Below are 23,777 nucleotides of genomic sequence, written 5' to 3' on the forward strand. Positions count from 1 at the left end.
CGCCATGGACTTCCCCTTTTCCGTTTCAGATTGAACTTCCGCGAGTCAATCTTGGTGCCTGGACACCGTGTTGGGACTGGGGAAGTCCCTTCGTATTCTTTCCATCGGACCGCCTTCGGCGTCCGCTGAAATCAGACGTTAGGCAGCATGGCAAAAGGCGCGTTCAAGCGAAGGCTGAGGTGGGTTCCGGGCGACGTATTCGTTGTACCGCTCAGCGATGGCAGCTTTGCACATGCCCAAGCTGTGGCGCCAGTCGCCTCGCATGCGATTGACTTCGTTCTGTTCAACACGCGAGTTCCCCCAAATTCGGCGCTCATCGGGCCTGCCGCCGACTGCATTGCAATCTCAGTGCACGCCACTTGGCGCACAGTGGTGACAGGTGGGCATTGGGGGTTCATTGGACATCATCCACTGTTGGTTTCGCCCGAGGCATGCCCCAACCAGCGGCTTATTGCAGCCGGAAGTGTGCAGGTCAAGCATTCTTCGTGGGGACTGGTGGAGAGCTTCTTGTCGGCTTACCATGGCCTTCTTCCTTGGAATATGTATCCAGCATTCGACTTCGATTCGTACCTTCTGCCGGGGGTTGATCGACCTATCGCTGCAAAAGTGCTTACGCCTTACCAATTGGCACTAATGCGCTCTCGGGAAGCCGGTAGCTCATATGCTGCCTAACAAGTCTGCAGCGGACGGCTTCGCCGCCCGCTGAACTTCAACGTTGAGCGACCGCTGTACGACCTTGAAATCGGCCAGCGCTTTGGCCGCTATGGGCCCTTTGCAGCCACCCACGACTCTCCTGTAGCTGATCTAGTCGCACGCGTTCCCCGAATCAACCCATGTTCAGTGGCGCAAAACCAGCACAAACCCATGATCAGTGGCGCGCGCAACCAAACATCCATGGCGCAGTGCTCGCTCGATCACATGGAGTCAATAACTTATCCGTGCCTAGTGCCGAACATCAATGGCGTTCCGCAGCGCTTGCAGGAATCCCTCTGGCATTGACGTACAACATCTGGGCGTGGACGCGGGCCGAGATGTTTCCCATTTCCGCGGATGCTTCTTCTTCCGCACGCAACGTGAACTGGTTTGTTACTTTGCTTGCGTTGTTGGGCATCTTTGGCTCTTGAGAAAACGTGAAGCCGATGCCGTTTGACATTTCCTCACATCGGGCCGTCTTCGGCGGCCGCTGATCGTCACCTCAGACCGCAGGTAGCTTATGGTCGATTTTCCAGCGCTGGAGACATCCCGACTCACACTGCGTGAGATCGTGGAATCGGACGCGGAGGATATTATTCGAATCCATGGCGACGCCGAGCACATGAGATGGTTCGGATCGGATCCGATTCGCGATGTTGACGGCGCCGCGAAGTTGGTCGCCATGTTTGCCAGTTGGCGGAAAGAGCCGGTTTCCGGTGCACGCTGGGCCTTGGAGTTGAGAAACCAGCCAGGACTGATTGGTACATGCGGCTTGTTTCGCTGGAGTCGAAACTGGAGATCCTGCACCATCGGCTACGAAATCACTCCGGCACATCAGGGCCGTGGATACATGAAAGAAGCTCTCAAGACAATCATCACCTGGGGTTTACGAGATGTGCCGTTGAATCGAATCGAGGCGCAGGTACACCCTGACAACACCGCATCGCTGGCCTTGCTTGAAGCGCTCGGGTTTCGGCAAGAGGGGCGGCAGCGGGAAGCTGGGTACTGGGCGGGCCGGCACCACGACCTCCTGCAGTACGCCCTGCTCAATGCGCAGTGGAGTACAGCGAAGACGGTCTAAGCTGTTGCTGCAGCGGGTGGCTTCGCCCGCGGCTGAGCGTGAACGTTGAGGCGAGCGAAGGGGCCTCTGCGTAGATCGAAGTCCAGAAGTCTGGTCGATGAACGATCAACAGCGGCTACAGGTCCCGAAAAGTGATTTGCTGCAGCGTGGCAGCTTCGCGTTCGCCCTGCCGACCCAGGCCGTGCAAGCCCTGCGGGTCAGGGCCGAGGGCGTGCAGCCCTCTGTGCGTTGCCCTTGCAAACCATGGTGCGTGCGTGCGTGCGGGCGGGCGGGCGGTTTGAGGGAGCCGTTCCGCCCTGCTACCGCCCACGCCACCACCGCCACCCCAGCCAGCAACACCCCAGCGCCAACCCCACGCCCACCAGCGTGAGCACGAGGTTGGTCGTGTAGGCCGCTTCCCCCGCCTGGTACACCGCCCCCAGCTTCCCCGGCACCTGCCCGGTGCGCCAGGCACGCCACAGGTGCCGCACGCAGTAGCCCAGCACCGCCAGGCCGCCGGCCAGCATCAGCAGGCCGGCGAACCGGTGGCCGCCGGGCGGGCTGGCCAATCAGGCCACCACGCCCTGCGAGACCGCCGACGGCACCACCTTCAACGCCACCGGCAGCAGTGCCCCATCGCGGCTGGCCGCCGTGCTGCGGCTGGCGGTGTCGCCGGAGGCCGCCGCCAGGCCAATGCTGCCGCCGTTGGCCACCGCGAAGTTCGAGAAGGTTCCTGCCAGGTTCAGCGTCGGCGTGGTGGACTCCACCGGTTGCTCCGGAATCGCCGGGATGGTCGCCGTGCCGGCCGCGCCCGCCATGCGGCGCTGCTGGATCATGGCGGCATCGGATGCGTTGAAGACGCCGTCGCCGGTCACGTCGCCCACCACCAGGAAGTCGATGTCGTTGGCCCAGGGCAGGTGGTTGTCCAGCCGCACGATCAGGCGCTGCGCCAAGGTCACGTCGTTGGCCTCGTACTTGCCGTTGCCGTCCATGTCGCCCGCATGGCCGACGAAGACGAGGCCGGCATCGGCCGACGCGGGCCGCGCTGCGCCGTTGACCATCAGCTGGTCGACCACCATCAGGCCCGCGCTGCCCAGCGTGGCGGTGGCGCTCACGGTGCCGACGATGCTCAGCAACTGCAGGTTGCCAGCCGCCAGCGGTGTGGCGCTCGTGATGATGATGCGCACGCCGCCCTCGGCCGCCTGCACGCTGAGCGTGGCACCGGCCGGCAGCTGGCTGCCGCGCCGCACCTCGGTGATGCGCAGCAGCGCCGGGTCGGCCTTGAGCAGAAAGCTCAGGCTGGTCACCGTGCCGTCCGTCGTGAGCGTGATCGGTACCCCCCCGTTGGCCGTGGCCGGCACGGCCTGGCCCGGGCCGCGTGCGAAGTCGGGCAGCCGCAGCCGCACGGTGGGCAGGGTGCCCACCTGGAACTGGCCGGCCCAGTCGCCGCCGGCCTGGCCGTTGGCGTCGCCGTCCAGGTGGCCGCGCTGCGTGCTGGTCAGCGCCTGCGCGCCGGACTTCAGCGTGAGCGTGTAGGCATCGGCCTCCAGCCCCGCGCCAGTGCGCACCCAGGTCAGGCCCTTGCCGTCGGCATCGAACACCACCGAGCCGAACTCGGGGCCGACGCGTGCCCCCGTGACCGTGAAGTCGGGGTTGGCGCCGTACAGGTTGAACTGGCTGGCGTCGATGCTGTCGTTGAAGCGCAGCGAGAAGCCCCAGGCGAACTGCTGCACCGCGCTCACGCGCAGCGTGCCCAGCTGCACACCGATGCTGAAGCTGCGCTCGGCCGTGCCGCCCTGGCCGTCGCTGACCTGCACACGCACGGTCTGCGGGCCGGACAGGGCCACGGCCGTCCAGCGCAGCTGGCCGGTGGCTTCGTCGAGCGTCGTGCCTTCGGGTGCCTGCAGCAGCGTGTAGCGCAGTGGGTCGCCGTCCACGTCGCTGGCCTGCAGCTGCAGCACCAGGGTCTGGCCTTCGGTCAGCTGCTGGTCGGGCAGCGCGTCCAGGGTCGGCAGGTCGTTGACCGGGCGCACCGTGATCTGCACGGTGGCGCTGCTGCTGCGCCCGCCGGGGCCGGCGATGCTGTAGGCGAAGCTGTCGCTGCCGTGGAAGTCGGCATCCGGCGTGTAGACCAGTTGGCCTTCGACCAGGGCCACGCTGCCATGCGCCGGGCCGTCGCCGACCAGCTCGAGCACCAGGCCGGTGGCGTCGGATATCTGGTCGTTGGCCAGCACGTTGACCGTGACCGAGTTGTCCTCGTCCACGGCCGCCTCGTCGGCCACGGCCTGGAAGGCGCCGGACTCCACGCTGCGCAGGCCCAGCGCGATGCCGGTCTGGTTCAACCCGCTCGTGACGGTCAGCGGCACGTCGTTGCCCGCGGTCTGGCCGGTCGGCGCGACCGCGCGCAGCGTGACGTTGCCCGGGCCCATGCTCTGGAAGGCGAAGCGGCCGTCGGCGCCCGTCACCGTGGACTGCTCGCCCTGGTCGAGGCTGCCGTTGTCGTTGGCGTCCAGGTAGACCTGGATGCCGGCCTGCACGGCCTCGCCCGCGTCGTGCTGGCCGTCCTTGTCGGCGTCGGCATAGACGACGCCTGCCACCTGGCCCAGCCGGAAGTTGCCGAAATCCTGGCCGCTGGCCGTGGCGCCCGGCGTGACCTGCAGCGTGCGCGCGCTGTAGGCCGAGAGCGGGCCGTCGGTCGGCGTCTCGCCCTGGCCGCCACCGCCCGCGCTGCCGCCGCCGGCCGCCGCATAGGCCTGCAGCCCGCGCAGCAGCTTGGGGATGTCCAGCTTGTTGTACGCGGCGCTGGTGTTGGCCACGTTGTCGCTCTCGTCGTCGCCATCGACGGCCCGGTAGGTGTTCTTGGCCAGCAGGTCGGCGAACTCGCCCGTGGTCAGGTAGCGGCCCATCAGCAGCTTGGCGGCCTGCTGCACCAGGGCTGCCGCGCCGCTCATGAAGGCGGCGGCCTGGCTGGTGCCCTGCATGGTCGACAGGCCACCGTTCAGGCCGGCCGAGGTGAAGCGGGCACCGGGCGCCATGACGTCGATCTGGTCCGGATCGCGCTGCGTGAAGCTGGCGATGCGGCCATAGGCCGTGGTGTAGTCGGTCGCGCCGCTGGAGAAGCGCCACGGTCCGCCGAAGTTGCCGGCCCACATGGCGCCGACCGACAGCACGGCCGGGTCTGCGCCCGGGTAGGCCACGCCCATGGCGCCGCCAGTCTGGTAGTAGTTGTTGCCGGACGCGGCGATGGTCACCAGGCCGCGTGCGGCCAGGCGCTCGAACAGCTCGCCCATGCCGTAGCGGCTGATGGCCTCGCCCCAGTTGCCGCCGTCGCCCAGCGACATGTTGATCACGCCGATGTTGTAGGCCTCGGCATTGGCCTCGACCCATTCCAGCGCGGCCTTGAGCTTGCTGAAGTAGCCGTTGCTGTTGGCGTCGAAGACCTTGAGCACGACCAGGTCGGCGCCGGTGGCGATGCCGCTGTACTGCGCGTCCTGGCCGGCGATCACGCCCGCCACGTTGGTGCCGTGGCCGATCATGTCGTTGGCGTCCGCATCGCCGTCGCCGAAGTCGTACTGGTAGACGATGCGGTCGGACACGCCGTCGCCGTCGCTGTCCGGGCCGAAGAAGCTCGAATCGGTGTCCACGCCCGTGTCGATCACCACCACGCGCACGCCCTGGCCGGTCAGCGAGGCCAGCATGGGGTCGGTCAGCGTGTCCATCTTGGAGAAGTGCGAGGCCGCCTGGCCCTGCGTGTACTTCTCCAGCACGAAAGTGCCGCAGCCGCAGTCGTAGTTCATGCCGGTCTCGTTGAGGTAGGCCTGCAGCAGGTCTTCTTCCACGTCGGCCACCATGCCGGGCAGGGTCAGCAGCGCATCCAGTGCCTGCTCGTGGCCGCCGCCGGCCTCCACCGTGCCGGGCGCGGTCTGGATCCAGCCCGTGCGGGCCAGTTCGACCACGCGGAAGCTGCCGGGCAACAGGCCCGTGAAGACGTAGTGACCGTCGGCATCGGTCTGCGTGAAGCGCTCGCCGGTGTCCAGCGCATCGTTGCCGTTGTCGTCCAGGAAGATGGTCCAGCCGGCCACGCCCAGCTCGCCCGCGTCGCGCTGGCCGTTGCCGTTGACGTCCTCGTACTTGGTGCCGCTGATGCTGCCGGGGCGCACGGCCGCGATGTCGCGCGTGAAGGCCTCGCCCGACTTGGGCGAATAGACCGTGGAAGCCAGCAGCGGCAGGTAGCCGTCGCCGGCGAACAACACCACGCGCAGTGTGGCCGGGGCCAGGTCCTGGAAGCTGTAGCCACCCTGGGCGTCCGTGGTGGCGGTGGCTTCGCCCACATCGGCCACGCCGTTGGCGTTGGCGTCCAGCAGCACCAGGCGGCCGGCCAGCGCGGCTTCCTCAAGGTCGCGCACGCCGTTGGCGTTGGCGTCGTCGAACACCGTGCCCGACAGGCTGGCCAGCGCGAAGGCGCCGAAGTTCTGCGTGACATCGGGCGCATCGGCACCGAGCGTGACCTGCACCTGCGTGCCGGGCGTCATGGTCCAGCCGCTCGGCGCAACGACCACGATGCGGTGCGTGCCGATGGACAGGCCGGAGAGCGTGTAGCGGCCGGTCACGTCGTCGGTGACGGCCGAGACCTCGCCTGCGTCGAGCTGGCCGTTGTCGTTGTCGTCGGCGAACACGGTCCAGCCGCCCTGGGCCAGCTCGTCGGCCTCGCGCGTGCCGGTGCCGTCGATGTCGTCGTAGACCACGCCGCTGATGCTGCCGGTGCTGGCCAGCTGGCCGGCGAAGGAGAGCGCCACGCTGCCGTCGCCGGCGTTGCCGACCTCGTCGCGCACCTGCGGCATGGCCACGCTGAAGCGGTAGCTGCCGGCGTCGTCCGTGCGCCCGGCCAGGCCACTCAGCACGTACTGGGTGGCGCTCACGCGCGTCAGCGTGGCGCCGGCCAGCAGGTTGGCGCCGCCGTCGCGCGTGAGGCTCAGCGCGGCCAGCGTGAGGCTGGCCGGGTCGATGGGCTCGCTGAAGTTCAGCGTGATGCGGTCGACGTTGCCGTCGGCGTCGCGGTGCAGCAGCGGCTCGGAGAGCGTGGGCTTGACCACGTCGACGAACACGCTCACCACCGCGTCGGCCAGGTTGCCGGCCGCGTCCACGGTGCGCACGCGCAGCTCGTGGATGCCGGCGGCGTCGAGCTGCACGGCGATGCTGAAGTTCAGCCCGTCCACGGTGGCGTAGCCGATCTCGTTGCCCGTGGTGCGGTCGGTCACGCGCACCGACAGGCCGGCTTCGCCGAGCTGGCCGCTCAGCGTGAAGTTCAGCTGGTTGCTGCGCATGTCGGTGGACGACTGGCCGTTGTCCGGTGCGATCTTGATCGCGCTGGCCGCCACCGGGTCGTGGAAGTCCATGAGCCAGGATTGGCCGGCTTCGCCCGTGCCGGCGTTGCCGGCCTCGTCCGCCAGGCCCGCGCCGCTGACGCTGAACTCGTAGGTGCCTTCCAGCCCGCTGACCCAGTTGAAGCCGCTCACGCGGTAGGTGTTGCCCGACAGGTGCTCGACCTTGGTCTGCGCGTCGATGAGGTTGCCGCTCTTGATGCCGGCCACGGTGCGCGTCAGCACGATGTCGCGGTAGTCGAAGGTGGCCAGGTCCACGCGCTCGGACAGTTCCACGTCCAGGCCCAGCACCACCGTCTTGCGCACGGTGTCGATGAGGTCGACCACGTCGAGCACGCGCGGCGCCACCGTGTCCATGCGCCAGCCGACCGACTGGCTGCCCAGGCCGGCCGCGCCGCCGGACGACAGCAGGCCGGTGGACAGCAGCGTCAGCGTGTAGGCGCCGTCGGTGCCCGTCACCGCGCCCAGGCCGCTCAGGCGGTACTGGTTGCCGGCCAGTGGCGTCAGCGTGAGCGTGGCGCCGGCCAGGCTCTGCACCACGCCGTCGCGCTCCAGGCGCAGGTCGCTGGCGCTGAAGCTGGCGGCGTCCAGCGCGGTGTTGAAGCTGATGTCCACCATGTCCAGCGGCGTGTGCCGCGCCGCCGGGCCGGCCGCCATGCTCAGCACGTAGGGGCCGATGTCGCCCATGCCCCAGGTCTCGGTCAGCACGCCCTCGCCGGCGTTGCCGGCGTAGTCGGCGATGCCGGTGGCGTTGACCGTGAGCCGGTACAGCCCGTTGCCGGCCGTGAAGCTGGCCAGGCCCGAGATGCGGTACAGGTGGTCGGCCGCCGCGCCAATCTGCGTCACCGTGATGCCGTTGGCGCCGGCCAGCAGGTTGCTGCCGTCGCCGCCTTCGCGCGTCAGCGCCAGGTCGGCCACCGAGAAGCTGGCCAGGTCCAGCGCCTCGCTGAAGCGCACGTCCACCGTGTCCACCGGCGCGGTGGCCGGGTCGGGCGAGACCGGCAGGACCTCGACCAGGCGCGGCGCCACCGCGTCGTCGATCTTGTAGTAGGCGGTGTAGCTGCCGGTGGAGCCCTCGTCGATGAAGTGCAGCAGGTTTTCGCGCACGGCGCCGGCCAGCGACTCGGGGAAGCTGCGGTCGGTGCGCCAGACCTCGCGGCCCAGCGTGAGCACCTTGCCGTCCGAGCGCACGATGCGGTCCAGCGCATAGCCCACGCCGGGGTCGGCGATCTTGAAGTAGCCCCAGCCCGCCGCCGCGTCGGCCGTCAGCGTGACCGCCAGCGCGCCCGGCGCGGCCGTGCGGTTGGCCGCGGCGTTCGCCAGGGTCTTGACCACGTGCTGCGAGCCGTCGTTCATGTACAGCCGGTCGGGCGTGTGGTCGCTGTCGGGGTCGTCGTTGGCCAGGAAGTCGGGCGCGTCGCCCGCGTTGGCCTTGACCGAGCGGATCAGCTCGTGGATGTTGACCGACTCGATCAGCGACAGCCGTGTGTCGCCCATGCCGTCCAGGTGCTCGAAGGTGGCCGTGTAGTCGATGAACTTGCCCTGCAGCGTGGAGGTCATGTTCCACTGCGCGACCTGGGTCTGGCCGGCCGCGATGTTGCCGAGGTTGGCGGTCAGCGTGGGCGCCTGGGCCTGGTCGCCGACCTGGGTGCCGACGATCTTGAAGTCGATCAGCAGGCCCTTCTCGTTCTCGATGATCTTGGGCTGGGCCGAGGTGATCGTGAAGTTGCGCGCATCGCCGGCGCCGTCGTTGTAGGCCAGGAGGCCCAGCGCGAACTCCTCGCTGGGTTCGACCACGTCGTCGGTGAACGGGTCGTCGCCGTAGACGTCGCGCTGCTGGAAGTAGTGCAGGTTCAGCCGCGCCTCGGGGTAGACCGTGATCTGTGCGGCCACCAGCGGCACCGTGATCTTCTGGCCGCCTTCCACGTAGCTCAGCGTGCCGCCGATGGTGTAGCGCGTGGGCTGGTTGCGCGCCGCGTCCACCGTGGGGATGAACAGGTACTGCGCGCTGCCGGTGGCGCCGCCGGCCAGCACGCCGCTGCCGTCCAGCGCCGTGAGGCCGGTCAGTGTGGGGCCGCGCGCGGCGAACAGGTCGTTGACGGCGTTGCCGGCCTCGTCGCGGATGTCCAGCACGAGCTGCACGCCGGTCAGCGGCACGCCGGTGTTGCCGTTGACGATCTGCAGCGTGCCCTGGAAGGCGGTGCGCGTGAGCACCGCCTCCTGCTCGATGCTGATGCGCACCTGGGCGCAGATGCCGGCTTCCTCGGCGTTGAGGATGCCGTCGCCATCGGCCGCGAGTGCCGCGAGCTGCTCGGTGCGCGACTCGTTGTGCGCCTCCACCGCCGCGATCGCCTCGGGCGCCACGGCGCCGGAGGCCACGGCCGCCATCAGGCCCTCGTCGGCGCGCTGCTGCTCCAGCGCCGAGACGGGCTCGCCGCGGCAGTTCACGTACTGGATGTCGTAGGACCAGCCCGAGCCGCTGGCGTAGCCGCCGCCCGGGTACCACCAGCCCCAGCCGCCGCCACCGCCGGACGGGCCGCCCGTCACCGTGCCGCTGCCGCCGCCGATGGGGCCCAGGATCTGGCACAGGCAGGCCAGCAGGTCGTCCAGCGCGCCGGCCGCGCCGGCCGCCGCGCCCCAGGGGCCCGCCGTGACGCCACCGACGATGGCGCCGCAGGCCGCGTTGATGAAGAAGGACAGGCAGTCGTCCGCGTCCAGGCAGGACAGCAGCAGGTCCAGCGCGTCGCAGCCCAGGTCCAGCAGGTTGAAGTCGTCGCCGATGTAGCTCAGCAGCTGGCCGGCGGCGGCCTCGTTGAAGTCCATCGCGCACAGCACGGGCTTGATGTCGGTCTTCTCGCTGTACCAGCGGCCGTCCGGGCCGCAGCGCAGCTTGTAGGCCGTGTCGATGCCCAGGCACTTGACGATGGCCGAGCCCCAGCCCTCGGGGCCGATGCCGCCGTTGGACAGCGAGGCCGCGGCCAGCATCTCGGGCGTGACGCCGTCCTTCACGCGGATCGTGATCGGCACCTCCACCGAGCTCTTGGCCGGCAGGATGTCGATCACGTTGGTCAGCGCCACGATCTCGAACAGGTCGTCGTTAGGCACGTTGATGCGCACGTCCTCGGCCTGGATCAGGCCGTGGTTGGAGACCTTGATCGTGATGGTCGAGGTCACGCCCGGCAGCACCACCGGCATCTTGAGCGCGTCCACCGTGATGACGGGCACCGGCACCTCGGTCTCGAAGGTGGACTCCAGCTTGATCTGGTAGCGGTCCTGGATCTCGACCGGCACCACGTTCCACGAGTAGCTGACCAGTTGGCGGTCCAGGAAGATGGTCTGCTCGCTGGTGGTGCCGGCCGTGATCATCTTGGTCGCGCGGTAGCTGCTGTGCTTGTCGGCGTTGACCGTGAGGATGTAGTTGCCCTCGGGCACGCCGGTCAGCAGCACGGTGCCGCTGGCGTCCGTGGTGGCGGTGGCGACCACGTCGAAGGTGTAGGGGTCGGTCAGCGTGACGGTGGCGCCGGCCACCTTGGGTGCGCCCTCGGCGTAGTAGGTGAGCTGGTCCTCCACCGAGACGCGCATCTCGCCCTTGGCCTCGCTGACGGCGCGGAACTGGAAGGGCATGGCCAGCCCGCCCAGGCGTGCGTTGAGCGCGATGTTGCCGTCGTAGCGGATCAGGTCGGCGTTGTCCTCGGTGGGCGAGAGCGCCACCGTCACCGTGGCCTTGCCGCCGGCCGCGATGTTGTCGATCACCGCGGGGCTGACGAGCTTGAGCCAGGGGAAGTCGGGCAGCTGCACGGTGACGGGACCGGTGTCGGCCGCGCCCTGGTTCGTCACCTCGAACGAGACCAGGGTCTGGCGGCCCATCAGCATGCCCTGGGCCAGGTAGCCGGGCGTGGCGACCAGCTTGGGCGTCTGCGGGATGCAGGCCAGGTCCAGCACCAGGCGCTCGGTCGCGCCCTCGGCCGTGGTCAGCACCAGCATGCCCTTGCTGGCCACCAGCTGGTCGGTGATGCCGTGGCCCGTGAGGCGCCAGTTGACCGTGACCGAGCCGTCGCCGGCCAGGCTGGTGGCCAGGTTCACGACCTCGAACTGGAAGTTGCTTGCCAGGCCTTCCACGGCGGCCGTGAGACCCGTGAGCGGCACGTTGCCCATGTTCTCGAGCACGAAGCTGCCTTCCAGGGGCGTCTCGTTCGTGCCCATGGCGCGGATGTAGGGCACGCTGGCCTCGATGGCGAGCAGCTTGAAGCTGTCCTGCACCGTGAAGTCCTTGTCGCCCGTGAAGCCGGCGCCGATCTCGAAGATGCCGGCCTCGCCGGGCAGCGGCACGAAGTCCACGCTGAACTTGCCGCTGGCGTCGGTGGTGGCGTCCAGCAGGCGCTCGACCGTGCCCACCCGCACCATGACCTTGACGGCGGTGTTGGCCGCGGCCTGGCCGGTGCGCACGTCGGTGGCGGTGCCGGTCATGGGCACCACGGTCTGGCCGGCCTCGCCGCTGACGGCCAGCTGCGTCACGGCGGTCTGCACCGTGGCGGTGATGGGCGCGCGCACGTTCAGCGGCAGCGAGGACACGCCCACGTTGTTGCGCTCGGAGCCCTCGTTCACGCTGCTCAGCGCGTCGGTGACGACGATCACGCGGTAGACGCCGGTCTCCTCGGGCAGCAGGATGGAGGCGGTCTGCGTGTAGCTCTGGCCCTGCGGCACCGGGCTGGTGTGGATCACGGCGGCGACCAGGCGGTCGGCCGAGCTCAGCACGTCGTCGCGCGAGAGGTAGACCCGGTCGCGGAAGCCGCCGTTGGCCGTCGCCAGGCCCTGGTTGGTCACGGTCCAGCTCAGGTCGATGCGGGTCTGGGCATAGCCGCTGGGGGGCTGGCCGATCTCGGTGACGAGGAGGTCGGGCAGGTCGCCCTCGGTCACGTTGAGGCCGGCGGCACCGCTGCTGAAGCCGCTGGCGCTGGCGCGGATGGTCACGGCCTGGGTGCCGTCCACGGTGCTGTCGGCCTGCGGCGTGATGCTGAAGGTGGCCGAGTCCTGGCCCGCCAGGATGGTCACGGTGGTCGGCACACGGGCCTCGGTCGTGTCGCTGCTCGAAAGGGTGACCACCAGGTCGCCCGTGGTGGCGGTGTTGCGCTTGACCGTGCCGGTGATGGCGCCGCCCAGCTCGCTGACGCTGTCGGCCGACAGCGTGACGGACAGCGTGGGCCCGTCGTCGTCGGTCACGAGGATGGCGTTGGAGGCGGTGTTCTGGCGCAGCTCGACGCCGGCCGGGTTGAGCATGGTGGCGAACACGTTCACGCTGCGGCTGCCGTCGCCCGACAGGGTGTTGTCCACCGGGCTGGCGTTGAAGTGCACCTCGGTCTCGCCGGCCGGGATCACCACGCGCGTGGGCACGGTCAGCGCGTCGCGGTTGTCGCTGAGCACGTTGAACACCAGGTCGTAGGTGCCCGGGCGGTCGCGCCGCAACGTCACGCCCACGGCGTTGGCGCCGGCGCCCTCGGCCACCTGGTTGCTGCTGAAGCTCATCGTGAGCTCGGGCAGCTCGTCGTCGGCGATGGTGACGTTGACCGCGTGGGCGGTGTAGCCGTCGGCCGCGGCGTTCACGCGCACCTCGCGCGTGCCCCAGACCTCCAGGTCGTCCATGATCTGGGCCTGGAAGCTCACGCTGGTGGCGCCGGCCGGGATGGTCACGATGCCGGGCACGCGCAGCGCCGCCGTGTTGGCACTGTTCAGCCGCACCTGCAGCGCGCCGGCACCGGCGTCGGTGTTGCGGCTCACGGTCATCGTGAGCGTGCCCTGGTTCTCCTGCACCGCCAGCACGGACGTCAGCGTCAGCGCGGCGCTGTTGCTGTCGGTCACATTGAGGTTGCGGTTGTCGCCCAGCACGCCATTGGCGGTGGCCGCGATGTTGACGAGCTGCGTGCCGTCGACGATGCCGTCGGCCGGCAGGCCGACCGTGAAGTTCACGAGCGCCTGGCCGGCCGGGATGGTGACCGTGGCCGGCACCGTGGCCTCGCTGGTGTCGCTGGAGACCAGGGCCACCGTCAGCGCGCTGCTGAGGTCGCCGTTGCGCTGCAGGCTGGCCGTGAAGCTGCCCGCGGCCTCGGCCACGCTGGCGACCAGGTTCAGCTGCAGCGCGGCGGGCACGGTGCTCGCGGTGGCCGCGATGGCGGCGTTGTCGAGTTCGTCGCGTTCGAGCACGCGGTTGGCGCTGTCGGTGCGCACCACGAAGCGCCAGGCGCCGGGTGCCAGCGTGGTGGGAAGCAGGACCTCGGCCGAGCGGGCCACCTGGCCGTTGGCCGCCAGGCCGCCCGTGAAGCTGGCCGAGCCGACCAGGATGTCGCCGCCGATGGCGTTGTCCGAGGACAGGTAGATCTGCGCCGACCAGTCGCCCGTGGCGGGCTCGTCCAGCAGGTTGCGCTCGGTCCAGGTCACGGTGGCGGCCTGGCCGGCGCGGATGCTGGCCGGGCCAGCCACGTTGCTGACCGTGAGGTTGGGCAGCGGCGCCTCGGCCACGGCGAAGGCGGCCGAGACCGCCAGGTTGTTGGCCTCGCCGGCCGTCAGCTCGCGCAGCGCGTTGTCCGCATCGCTCTGCACGATGATGCGCCAGCTGCCCGCGGCCAGGTTGGCCGGCAGCTGGGCCTGCACGCTGCGCAGCAGCACGCCGTTGGCGTCGATGGCGCTGCCCACGGTGGTGGTGGCCAAGAGGATGTCGTTGCCGTCCAGGACGTCGTTGGAGGACAGGAACACCCGCTCCAGCCAGTCCGGCGGCGCGGCGGCGCTGCCGTCGTTGCGGGCGGTCCAGCTGATGGTGCTGGCACGGCCCGCGGCGGCCCCGGCGCTGACGGTGATGCCGGTGGCGCCCACGTCGGGGTGGGCCACGGCGGTGGTGGCCGCGGCCTGGCCGCTGTTGCCTGTCTCGGCATCGGCCGCGCCGCTCTCGTAGACCTGGTTGTTCACGTCGGTGACCACGATCACGCGCCAGTTGCCGTCGGCCACGTCGGGCATCCAGAACTGGGTGTTGGCCTGCGTGGTGCTGTTGCCCGCCAGCGGGCTCTGGTGCGTGAAGCTGGTCAGGTAGATGGCGCCCGTGAGGCTGCCGTTGGACGACAGGTAGAGGTGGTCGGTCCAGGGTGCCGCGGCCGCGCCGGCGCCCGCGTTGCGGATCTCCCAGCTCACGGTCTGCTGCTGGCCCGGGCGGGCCGTGGCCGGGCCGGCCACGTTCTGCACGCGCAGGTCCACGGACGGCGCCTCGCTGAGCACGATGCTGGTAGCGGAGACGGCGCTGTTGTTGTCGTTGAAGCGGCTCTCGGCCACCCAGTTGTAGATGTCGGACTCCACCACCAGCTTGAAGCTGCCGCTCACGCCGTTGGGCAGCGTGACCTGCTGCTGCTCGACGCGGCTGGCGCCCGCGGCCAGCGCGCCGGCGCTGCGTGCGAAGTTGCCGAGCAGGATGGCGCCGGAACCATCGCCGATCGCGCCCGTGGGCGACAGCCAGAGCCGGTCGTACCACCAGGTGTTGCCGGTGCCGGCATCGCCGCCGTTGGTGGTGCGCCAGCTCACGGTGACGCTCTGGCCGCCGTTGCCGTTGGCCGGCAGGCTCAGCTCGCTGACGGTGAGGTCGGCGTGGTAGGGCGTCAGCAGCGCGGCGCGCAGCGCGCTCACGTTGTCGTTCTCGGCGTCGGGCTCGACCACGGTGTTGAACACGTCGGTCACGAGCGCGAAGCGGTAGTTGCCGTCGTAGCCGGCCGGCACGGTGGCCGACCACTCGACCGTGTAGCTGGCGCCCGCGGCCAGCGCGCCGTTGCGCGCCACGGTGGCCACGGTCACGTCGTCGGCGTTGCCGATGGTGGCGTCGGCCGACAGCACGATGCGGTCGTGCCAGGCCGTGCCCGGCGTGGCGGCGTTGCCGCTGTTGCGCACGGTCCAGGCGAAGGCGGCGGTGTCGCCGCTGCGCTGCGTGGGCGGGGCCGTGAAGTCGGTCACCACGAGGTTGGCGGCCTGGCTCAGCACGGCCGCGCGGGTCACCTGGGCCTGGTTGTTGCCTTCGTTGGTCTCGGCCAGGCCCGAGGCGTTGCTGGCGTTCTGGTCGGCCACCACGGTGAAGCGGATGTTGCCCACCGAGGCCTGGCCGTCCGGCAGCCGCAGCTGGAAGCTGCGCGTGGCCGAGCCGCCCACGGCGAGCGCGCTGGTGGGCGTGTAGAACACGTCCAGGTTCAGCAGCGTGGTGCCGGTGTCCACGTTGGTCACGACGATGTGGTCGAACCAGCCCGTGGGCGTGGGCGCGTTGCCTTGGTTGCGCACCGTCCACTGCAGGTCGACCAGGCCGCCGGAGACCGGCGTCGTGGTCAGCACGGTGAGGCCGTCGATGGTGAGGTCGGGGGCCGAGGTGAACTGCGTGCTGGCGGCGTTGTTCGATTCGGCCGTGTCGGTGGCGTTGTACTCGGCCACGGCGCCGTCGGCGTCGGCCGTGACGGTCACCTCGAAGTTGCCGACGCCGTTGGCACCGGCCGGCCAGCTGAACACGTATTGCCGGGCCAGCGCGCCGCCCGCCGCGATGGCGGCGCTGCCGGCCGGCACGGTGACGCGCTGGTCGAGCACGACGGCGCCCGTGCTGGTGTTGCGCACCACCACGCGGTCGGCCCAGCCGTTGGCGGGCGCGGCGTCGCCGCGGTTCTCGTCACGCCAGCTGACGGTCACCTGGTCGCCGGCCTTCAGGCCGGCGGCCGGCGAAATGGCCAGCTGGCCGACGCCCAGGTCGGGGTAGACCAGCAGCGTGGAGTTGACCGTGGCCTGCAGCGTGTTGTCCGACTCGCCGGCCGCGCCCTTCTCGAGCACGGCGTTGGTGGTGTCGGTGATGACGGTGATGGTCAAGAGGCCCGCGCCGGCCGCACCGGGCGGCAGCAGCACTTGGGTGCTGCGCGCCTTGGCCTGGCCGATGCCGATGACGCCGGCCACGGCCGGGTCGTAGGGCAGCAGCACGTTGACCACGGTCTGGCCCTGGGCGTTGGTGACGACCACGCGCTCCTGGAACGCGGTGTCCAGCGCACGGTCGCCGCTGTTGGTGGTCTGCCAGGCGATGTTGAGCGTGCCGCCCGAGTGCACGCTGCCGTCGGCGCCGCTGACCTGCAGGTTCTGCACCTGCAGGTTGGGCGCCGGCTGCAGGCCGATGCTGAGCGCGACGGGTGTCTGCGGCAGCACCGGCACGACGTTGACGTTGTAGTTGGCACTTTGCGTGTTGCCCGGATAGCCCTCGATGACCAGCGTGTAGCGTCCGGTGTAGGCCAGCTGCGTGACGTCCACGTCCTGCAGGTCGGTGCCGCCCCAGATGCGCTGGCCGTAGGGGTCGTACAGACGCCAGTACATGGTCTGGCTGGTCGTGCGCGAGACCATGTCGAAGAAGAAGCTGTCGCCGGCCTGGGCGTTGAAGGCGTAGAAGTCGACTTCGGTGCCTGGCGTCAGCGTGCCGCTCTGCGCGGTGCCGGGCGTCAGCAGCGTGGCTGTGGCCATGTCCACGAGCCGGAAGCCGAAAGCGCCCGCGGCCGCCACGCGGCCGTCGATCTGCAGCGTGTAGCTGCCGGCCGCCAACGTGAACGGGTCGTACCAGTTGGTGTAGTCGCGGATGTCGCGGTCGCTGAACACCGCGATGCCGTCGGCGTCCAGGATGCGCCAGACGATGTCGGAGCGCTCGGTCAGCGAATCGAACCACAGGCGCTTGGCGGCGTCCAGCGTGAAGCTGTAGTTGGCCATGTCGCCGGGCTGGGCGAGGGTGCCGCTGACGGTGCTGCCCAGCGTGAGCGCGGTGGTGGTGCTGGCATCCTTGTACAGCGTGAAGCCATAGGTGGACTGGCCGGCGGTGTCGAAGTAGCCCTCCAGCGTGAGGATGTAGCTGCCGTTGCGCGGCACGGTCAGGTCGTCGCCCTGGTTGTTGAAGTAGCCCTGCGCCACCGTGCCCAGGGTCTGCGCGTCCAGCAGCCGCCAGTAGGCGTTGCCGGTGTTGGTGGTGGTCGTGGCGTTCAGGAAGTAGCGCGTGCCGGCCTCGCCGTCGAAGCGGAAGAAGGCGGCGCTGTTGGCCTGGGCCAGCGTGCCCGAGACCGCCGTGCCCGGCGTGAGCGTCTGCGCCACGGCATCGATGTCGATGAGCTTGAACGCGAAGGGCGTGAGCGCCCAGTCGTAGGGCGTACGTACCGAGAAAGCGTAATCGCTGGCCGGCAGGTCGTAGTAGCTGCGCTGGTTGGGGCCGTCGGTGTCGTAGGCCCAGCGCTCGGCCACCGTGCCGGCCGGGCTGCTCAGGTTCCAGATCTTGTAGTAGGCGTTGTTGGTCGAGGGGTTGAGCGTGTCGATGTAGATGCGACGCGGCTGGGCCAGCGTGAAGGTGTAGACGGCCGGGGTGTCGACGGCCGTGCTGGTGCCGTTGACCGTGGCGACGCCGGCCGTGAACGTGAGCGCGGTGCCGGTGGGCAGGGCCGGCGGCGTCACCGTGCCGGCCAGGTGCACCTGGAAGCTCGGGCGGGTGACGCCGCGCTGGTCGATCTGGCCCTCGATGGCCAGCACGTAGGTGCCGGTGCGGGCCAGCGTGAGCGTGGGTGAGTCGCTGTAGAAGTAGCTCTCGTGGATCTGGTTGCCGAACGGGTCGTACAGGCGCCAGTAGGGCCAGTTGCCGCCGGACCACGCCAGCTCGTCGAGCACGATCTGCTGGCCGGCCACGCCGGAGAAGCTGAACAGCCGCGTGGCGTTGGCCGGCTCGGCCGGGTAGGCGATGGTCTGGTCGTAGGCGATGGCCTCGGCGTTGGTCAGGTTGAGCAGCCGGAACGCGAAGTCGCCCGTGTTCTGGCCGTCGGCATCGATGACCAGCGTGTAGCTGCGGCCGGCGCGCAGCAGCATGAGGCTGCTGCTGGAGTTGGCGGAATCGGCGTCGCGCAGGCGGCGGTTCTGCAGTGCCTCGCCGTTGACCTTGGCCACCACGCCGCCGCCCTCGTCGAGCAGGGACCAGGTGAAGGCGCTGTTGGCCGTCAGCGTGTCGAACAGCACGCGCGTGTCCTGCGCCACGCTGAGCTGGTAGAGCACGCGCTGGCCGGGCTGGGCGATGCGGCCTTCGACCACGGTGGCCGGCAGGTCGGCATGGACGCTCTGCACGCGCGCCGCGAGGCCGCCGGCCGCGCTGCCCTGCACCGCCAGGGTGCTGCCGCTGCCCCCGCTGATCGGCAGCAGCAGCACCAGGCCGGCCTCGTTGCCTGCCAGTGCGGTGGTGCTCTGCGTGGCGCCGATCTGGGCCGCCGTGCGGGCGGTGTTCCAGACGCGCACGTCGGCCACGGCGCCGTACAGCGGCGTGCGGTCGGTGAGCTCGGTCGCGCCGACGAACAGCTTGGCGCCCGGCTGGCTGCTGGCCGGGCCGTCCTGGTAGTACTGCAGCTGGGCCGAGGCCACCTGGTTGCCGTCCACATAGATCGCCACCGCGCCCGTGCTGCGGTTCACGCTGGCGCTGAGCCGGTGCCAGGCGTTCAGCGAGACGGCGCCATTGGCCGAGCCGACGTTCCAGACCTGGTCGAAGGGGTAGTCGGGGTTGGTGCTGCCCAGCTGGTGGCTGTCCAGGTAGATCTGGCCCTGGGTTCCGATCCACAGGCCGAAGGTCTGGTGGTTGTAGTCGCTGCCACGCGAGACCACGGGCATCCAGCCGTTGCTGTAGCTGTCGAGCCGGACCATGGCCTCGATGGTGAAGTTGCCCGTCAGGTCCAGGGCAGCGCTGGCCGAGACCTCCAGCTCGCGGCCGTCGCCCAGCTGCACGGCGCTGCCGGCGCCTTCGGGGCCGGCGACCCATTGCGGCGGGCGGACCTGGCTGGTGCCCAGCACCAGCGGCACGGTCTGGTCCTGCACGGTGCGCACGGCGAAGCGCACGTCGCGTTCGCTGGCGGCGCTGCCGGCTGCGGTGTAGTCCTCCAGGATCAGCGTGTAGGTGCCGGTGCGGCTGGCCGTGAACGTGTCCACGTCGGCGGCCCAGTTGATGCCGAAGACCTGGGCGCCCGTGGGGTCCAGCAGGCGCCAGGCCGGCTGGGTGCCGGTGTAGGCCAGCAGGTCCAGGAACAGGCGCTGGCCGGCGCTGGCCTGGAAGGTGAACAGCCGCGCCATGGCGCCGGGCTCCAGCCGCGTCTGCACCTCTGCATCGAGCGCCACGGGCTGCTGCGCGGCGGCCGCGTCGACCAGGCGGAACGCGAACTCGCCCACCGCAGCGCCCGCACCGTCGACGGTGAAGGTGTAGGTGCCGGCGGGCAGCTGCAGCAGGTTGTAGCTGTTGGTGCTGTCGGCCCCGTACAGGCTGGTGCCGATGTTCACGGTGGGGCCGGTCAGGCGCCAGTTGAGGTCGTGGCGGTGCGTGAAGTTGTCCAGGTAGATGGCGCGCGCGCTGGCCAGCGTGAAGGTGTAGGTTTTCACCTGGCCGGGCGCATCGATGCGGCCCACCACCAGGCCGGGCAGTTCATCGGCCAGGCGCACGATGCGACCGCCCGCGCCGGCGGCACCGGTGGCGTCCACCACCGCGGTGCCGCTGGCCTCGTTGAAGCGGTACAGCGCGGCCAGGCCGGCCTCGTTGCCCTGCAGGTTGGCGGCCATGCCGGCCGCGATCTGCGCGTTGCTGCGTGCCACGTTCCAGATGCGCAGCTCGTCCACGCTGACGCTGTAGCCCTCGTGGCCCACATGGCCCTCTGCATTGCGGCCCAGGCGCAGCGCGTCGGCGAGCTGCAGGGACGCCTGCGGCGAAAGGTAGCCACTGACCACCTCGGCGCCGTTGAGGAGCAGGCGCATCTGGCTGTTGGCGCGGTCCAGCACCAGCGCCACGTGCTGCCACTGGCCGCCCGCGACGTTGGGCACCAGCCCGGCCGCGCTCGTGATGCCGCGGCTGTCGTTGTTGAGGTCGGTGGCCTCGGCGTAGATCTGGCCGTTGGCGTTGATCCACACGCCGTACTGGCGCGAGGAGTCCCCGTCGGTCTTGACGAAGAGTTCGGTCCAGGTTCCGGTGCTCGGGCGGTCGATGCGGAACCAGGCCTCGACGGTCATCTGGCCGGCGAGGTTGGTGGCCGCGCCGTCGATCTCCACGTACTGGGTGCTGCTGATGGCCACGGCGCCGCCGCCGTTGCGGCCGGCCGTGCGCTGCGCCTGCTCGTCCAGCGACTGGCCGAGCACGATGGGCTGCGGTGCTGCGGGCGTGACCTTGCGCAGCGAGAAGCTGTAGTCGGACCAGCGGTCGCGTTCGTAGGGGTAGCCGTCGAGCACCAGGGTGTAGGTGCCGGCCACGGCCAGCGTGGTGTTCTCGCGGTCCGAGAGGCCGGAGCGGCCGAACACGGTGCGACCGTAAGGATCGACCAGGCGCCACAGCACGGCGCTGGCACCGCCCTGCGCGAGCGCGTCGAAGAACACCACCTCGCCGGCCTGGGCGTCGAAGCGGTACAGCTGGGCCTGGTCGCCCGGGCGCAGCTGGCCCTGCACCGTGGTGTCGTAAGCGATGGCCGTGGCCTGCGCCGCATCGAGCAGCCGGAACGCGAAGCTGCCCGTCTGCTGGCCCTGGCCGCGCACGGTGATGCGGTACTCGCCCGCGGGCAGGTCGAACATGTCGACGTTGTTGTCGACCCAGGCCAGGTCGGTGCTGCTGAGGTTGGTGTTGGGGCCGGTCAAGGTGACGTTGAACTGGCCGGGTGCGACCAGCGCGTCCATGAACACGCGGCGCGCCTGGGCCAGGCTCAGCGTGTAGGTGACGCTCTGGCCGGGCACGTCGATGGTGCCGACCACCACACCCGGGATGCCGGCATAGACGCTGGTGACCGTGGCATTGCGGCCTTCGCCCGAGGCATCGGACAGCGTGCTGGCGCCCGTGGTGTTCATGGGCAGCCACAGCGCCAGGCTGGTGTCGCTGGCGCTGGGCGCAGTGGTCTGGAAGGCGGTGACGTTGGCGGCGGTCAGCGCGCGGCTCCAGACCCGCACCTCGCTGATGCTGCCCTCGAAACCGGAGACGCTGTTGTACCAGTTCTCCATGGCGTTGCCGATGGTCAGCGGCGTGGCGTAGGTGCGGTTGGGCACCGAGGCTGGCGGCAGCGTGTTGGTCGACTCGGCGGCCTGCACGCCGTCGATGTAGATGCGCAGCTTGCCGTTGGCGCGGTCGACCACGCCGACCACGTCGTACCAGCGGTCGGCCTGGATGCTGGCGTCGGCCGTGCGCACGGTGTACTCGCCCCAGTCGGTGCCGATGGACAGGTGCAGGTAGCCGGCGCTGTTGAGCCACATCGAGTAGTTGCGCTGGGCGCCGTCCTGGACCTGGTTGCCCTTGTAGAGCAGCGACTGCCAGGTGGGGTCGAGGTTGTCGGCCTTGAAGCGCAGCTGGAAGCTCACGTCGCCGGGGATGCTCAGGGCCGGGTCGGCTGCCACGGTGGCGACCTGGTTGCCGTCGAAGTGCAGCGCGGGGTTGGCGCCGTCCGTGCCCCATTGCACGCCGGGCAGCTGGGCCACGCCGATGTCGTAGGCCACGGTGCGGTCCACCGGCCGTTCCAGCACGAAGCTGTAGGGCTGGGGCGTGGCGATGCTGTTGTGGCCTTCGACCAGCAGCGTGTAGCGGCCGGCATAGGGCAGCGCGAGCTCCAGGTTGTCGGTGCCGGGGTTGGCCGTGCCGCCCGTGACCAGGCGACCCCAGGGGTCGATCAGGCGGCGTTCCAGGTTGGTGAAGCCCGACGAGCGGCCATCCAGGAAGATGCGCTCCCCGGCGGCCGCGTCGAAGCTGTAGACGGCCACGCCGCTGCCCGGGTTGAGCTCGCCCTGCGTCACGCTGCCGGTGGACAGCGGCGAGGCCGCCGCGGCCAGGTTCAGCAGGCGGAACTGGTAGGCGGCCACGGCCGAGCTGCTGGAGCTGACGGTCAGCGCGTAGTCGCCCGCGGCCAGGTTCCAGACCTGTGCGCCGTCGGTGCTGTAGCTGGTGTTGTAGCCGCCGAAGCGCGTGCTGGCGGCGGTCTCGGTGCCGCGCGGGCCCTGCAGCGCGATGAACATGTCCACCGGCATGCCGCCCGTGAGCGGGTCGAAGTAGACCGTGGTCGCCGTGGCCAGCGTGAAGCGCCAGACCTGGCTGCCGCCGGCCGCTGCGATGGAGCCGCTGGTGGGCGTGGTACCCAGGGCCACGGCGTTGCCGGCCGGCAGGCTGACCGGCGTGTTGCCCAGGCTCACGACCGTGAACGCATAGTCGGTGGCGGGCTGGCGGTCGTTGTCGCCGCGCACCACCAGCGTGTAGTCGCCGGACAGGGCCAGCGCGATGTTGTTGACGTCGTTCCAGCCGGAGGCCTGGGTCACGCGCCGGCCGTAGGGGTCGTACAGGGTCCAGCCCAGCACGCCGGTGTTGCCGACGCCGCCCACGGTGGCGGTGCCGGCGTCCATGCGGATGCTGTCACCGGCCGTGGCGGCGATGCGGTAGACATGGGTGGCCCCGCCCGGGTTGAGCTGGCCGGCGGTGGACTGGTCGCGCACCACGGCCGTGGGGCTGCTGGCGTCGACGAAGCGCAGGGCGTAGTCGCCCACGGTGGCGCCGGAGCCGTCGATGCGCAGGGTGTAGCTGCCGGCCAGCAGGTCGAGCACGCCCCAGGGCGAGACGTAGTTGTCGACACTGCCCAGGCCCACGTTGCTCAAGCCGTTGCCGCTGGTGGCCTCGGTGACCAGGCCGGCCGGGCCGGTCAGCGTCATGAGCAGGCTGTTGTTGGTGCTGCGCGAGTCGATCAGGATGCGGCGCGAAGCATCGAGCGTGAAGCGCACGACCGCGCTGTCGCCCGGCTCGGCGATGCTGCCGCTGACCGTGGCACCAGCCGCGGGCAGGGTGCCCAGGTCGGTCGCGGGGGCGGCCAGCGCGCGCAACTCGAAGGCATAGGCGGCGTTCAGCGGCGTGCTGCTGTTGCCGTCCAGGATCAGCGTGTAACGGCCGTTGTAGGGCAGCAGCGGCAGCTCCGTATCGCTGCTCCAGGTGCCGATGCGGTTGCCGAACGGGTCGTGCAGGCGCAGGTTGCTGCCACTGGGCAGGGTGACGGTGTCCAGCCACAGCGCGTCGCCGGCCTGGGCGTCGAACTGGTAGGCCACCTGTTGCGCGCCGTCGGCGAAGGTCCCGTTGACGGGCTGGCCCAGCGGGAGGCTGTCGGCGCGCGAGAGGTCGAGCAGGCGGAAACCGTAGTCGCCCGTGGTCTGGCCCACGCCGTCGATGGTGATCTTGTAGTCGCCCGCCGCCAGGCTGAGCGGTGCGTAGGCTGCGGCATTGCTCTGGCTGTCCAGGCCCTGGGCGTTGACGACCGTGCCGCTGGGGCCGGTCAAGGTCCAGCGCATGTTGCCGTTGTCGGTCTGGCTGTTGAAGGAGACCGTGGTCGCGTTGTCCAGCGTGAAGGTGTAGACATCGGCCTCGCCCGGGCTGTCGAGCCGCGCGCTGACGGCGGCCACGGCCAGCGGGTCGGCGTCCATGAGCACGCGCTGCTCCAGTGTCTCCACGAGCAGCTTGCGCTTGAACGGCGCGGCGGCGCGGCCCTTGCGGCGCGGCAACAGGCGCGCGAGGCGGGACAGCGGGCCTGCACTGGGGGCAGGAAGTTCGACGGCGTTGCGGATGGGGTCGCGGTGCATGGTGTCTCTCCTGGTGCGCAGCT

4 protein-coding genes are annotated in these 23,777 nt (G+C 70.0%); 1 reads left to right on the forward strand and 3 read right to left on the reverse strand.

All coding sequences use genetic code 11. The annotated features are described in order from the left end of the window. Window positions 1–955 precede the first annotated feature (955 nt). Entirely contained in the window at window positions 956–1,153 is a 198-nt protein-coding gene (locus tag ASF45_RS35040; protein ID WP_156472846.1) for a hypothetical protein, read from the reverse strand. Between the two features lie 60 nt (window positions 1,154–1,213). Between ASF45_RS35040 and ASF45_RS04310 the strand changes: the two genes are divergently transcribed. Further along, entirely contained in the window at window positions 1,214–1,774 is a 561-nt protein-coding gene (locus tag ASF45_RS04310; protein WP_056657523.1) for a GNAT family N-acetyltransferase, read from the forward strand. A 299-nt stretch (window positions 1,775–2,073) separates the two neighbouring features. Here ASF45_RS04310 and ASF45_RS04315 read toward each other — a convergent pair whose 3' ends face one another. Both ASF45_RS04315 and ASF45_RS36895 read right to left on the reverse strand, forming a co-directional pair. Beyond that, entirely contained in the window at window positions 2,074–2,322 is a 249-nt protein-coding gene (locus ASF45_RS04315) for a hypothetical protein (protein WP_056657526.1), read from the reverse strand. After that, window positions 2,323–23,754 carry a LamG-like jellyroll fold domain-containing protein gene (locus ASF45_RS36895; RefSeq protein ID WP_056657529.1) on the reverse strand — a complete coding sequence of 7,144 codons (21,432 nt, stop codon included), beginning with the start codon at window positions 23,752–23,754 and terminating at the stop codon, window positions 2,323–2,325. It lies immediately after the preceding gene. Window positions 23,755–23,777: the final 23 nt, after the last annotated feature.

The sequence above is a fragment of the Pseudorhodoferax sp. Leaf265 genome (genome assembly GCF_001422365.1).
GTDB lineage: Bacteria > Pseudomonadota > Gammaproteobacteria > Burkholderiales > Burkholderiaceae_C > Pseudorhodoferax.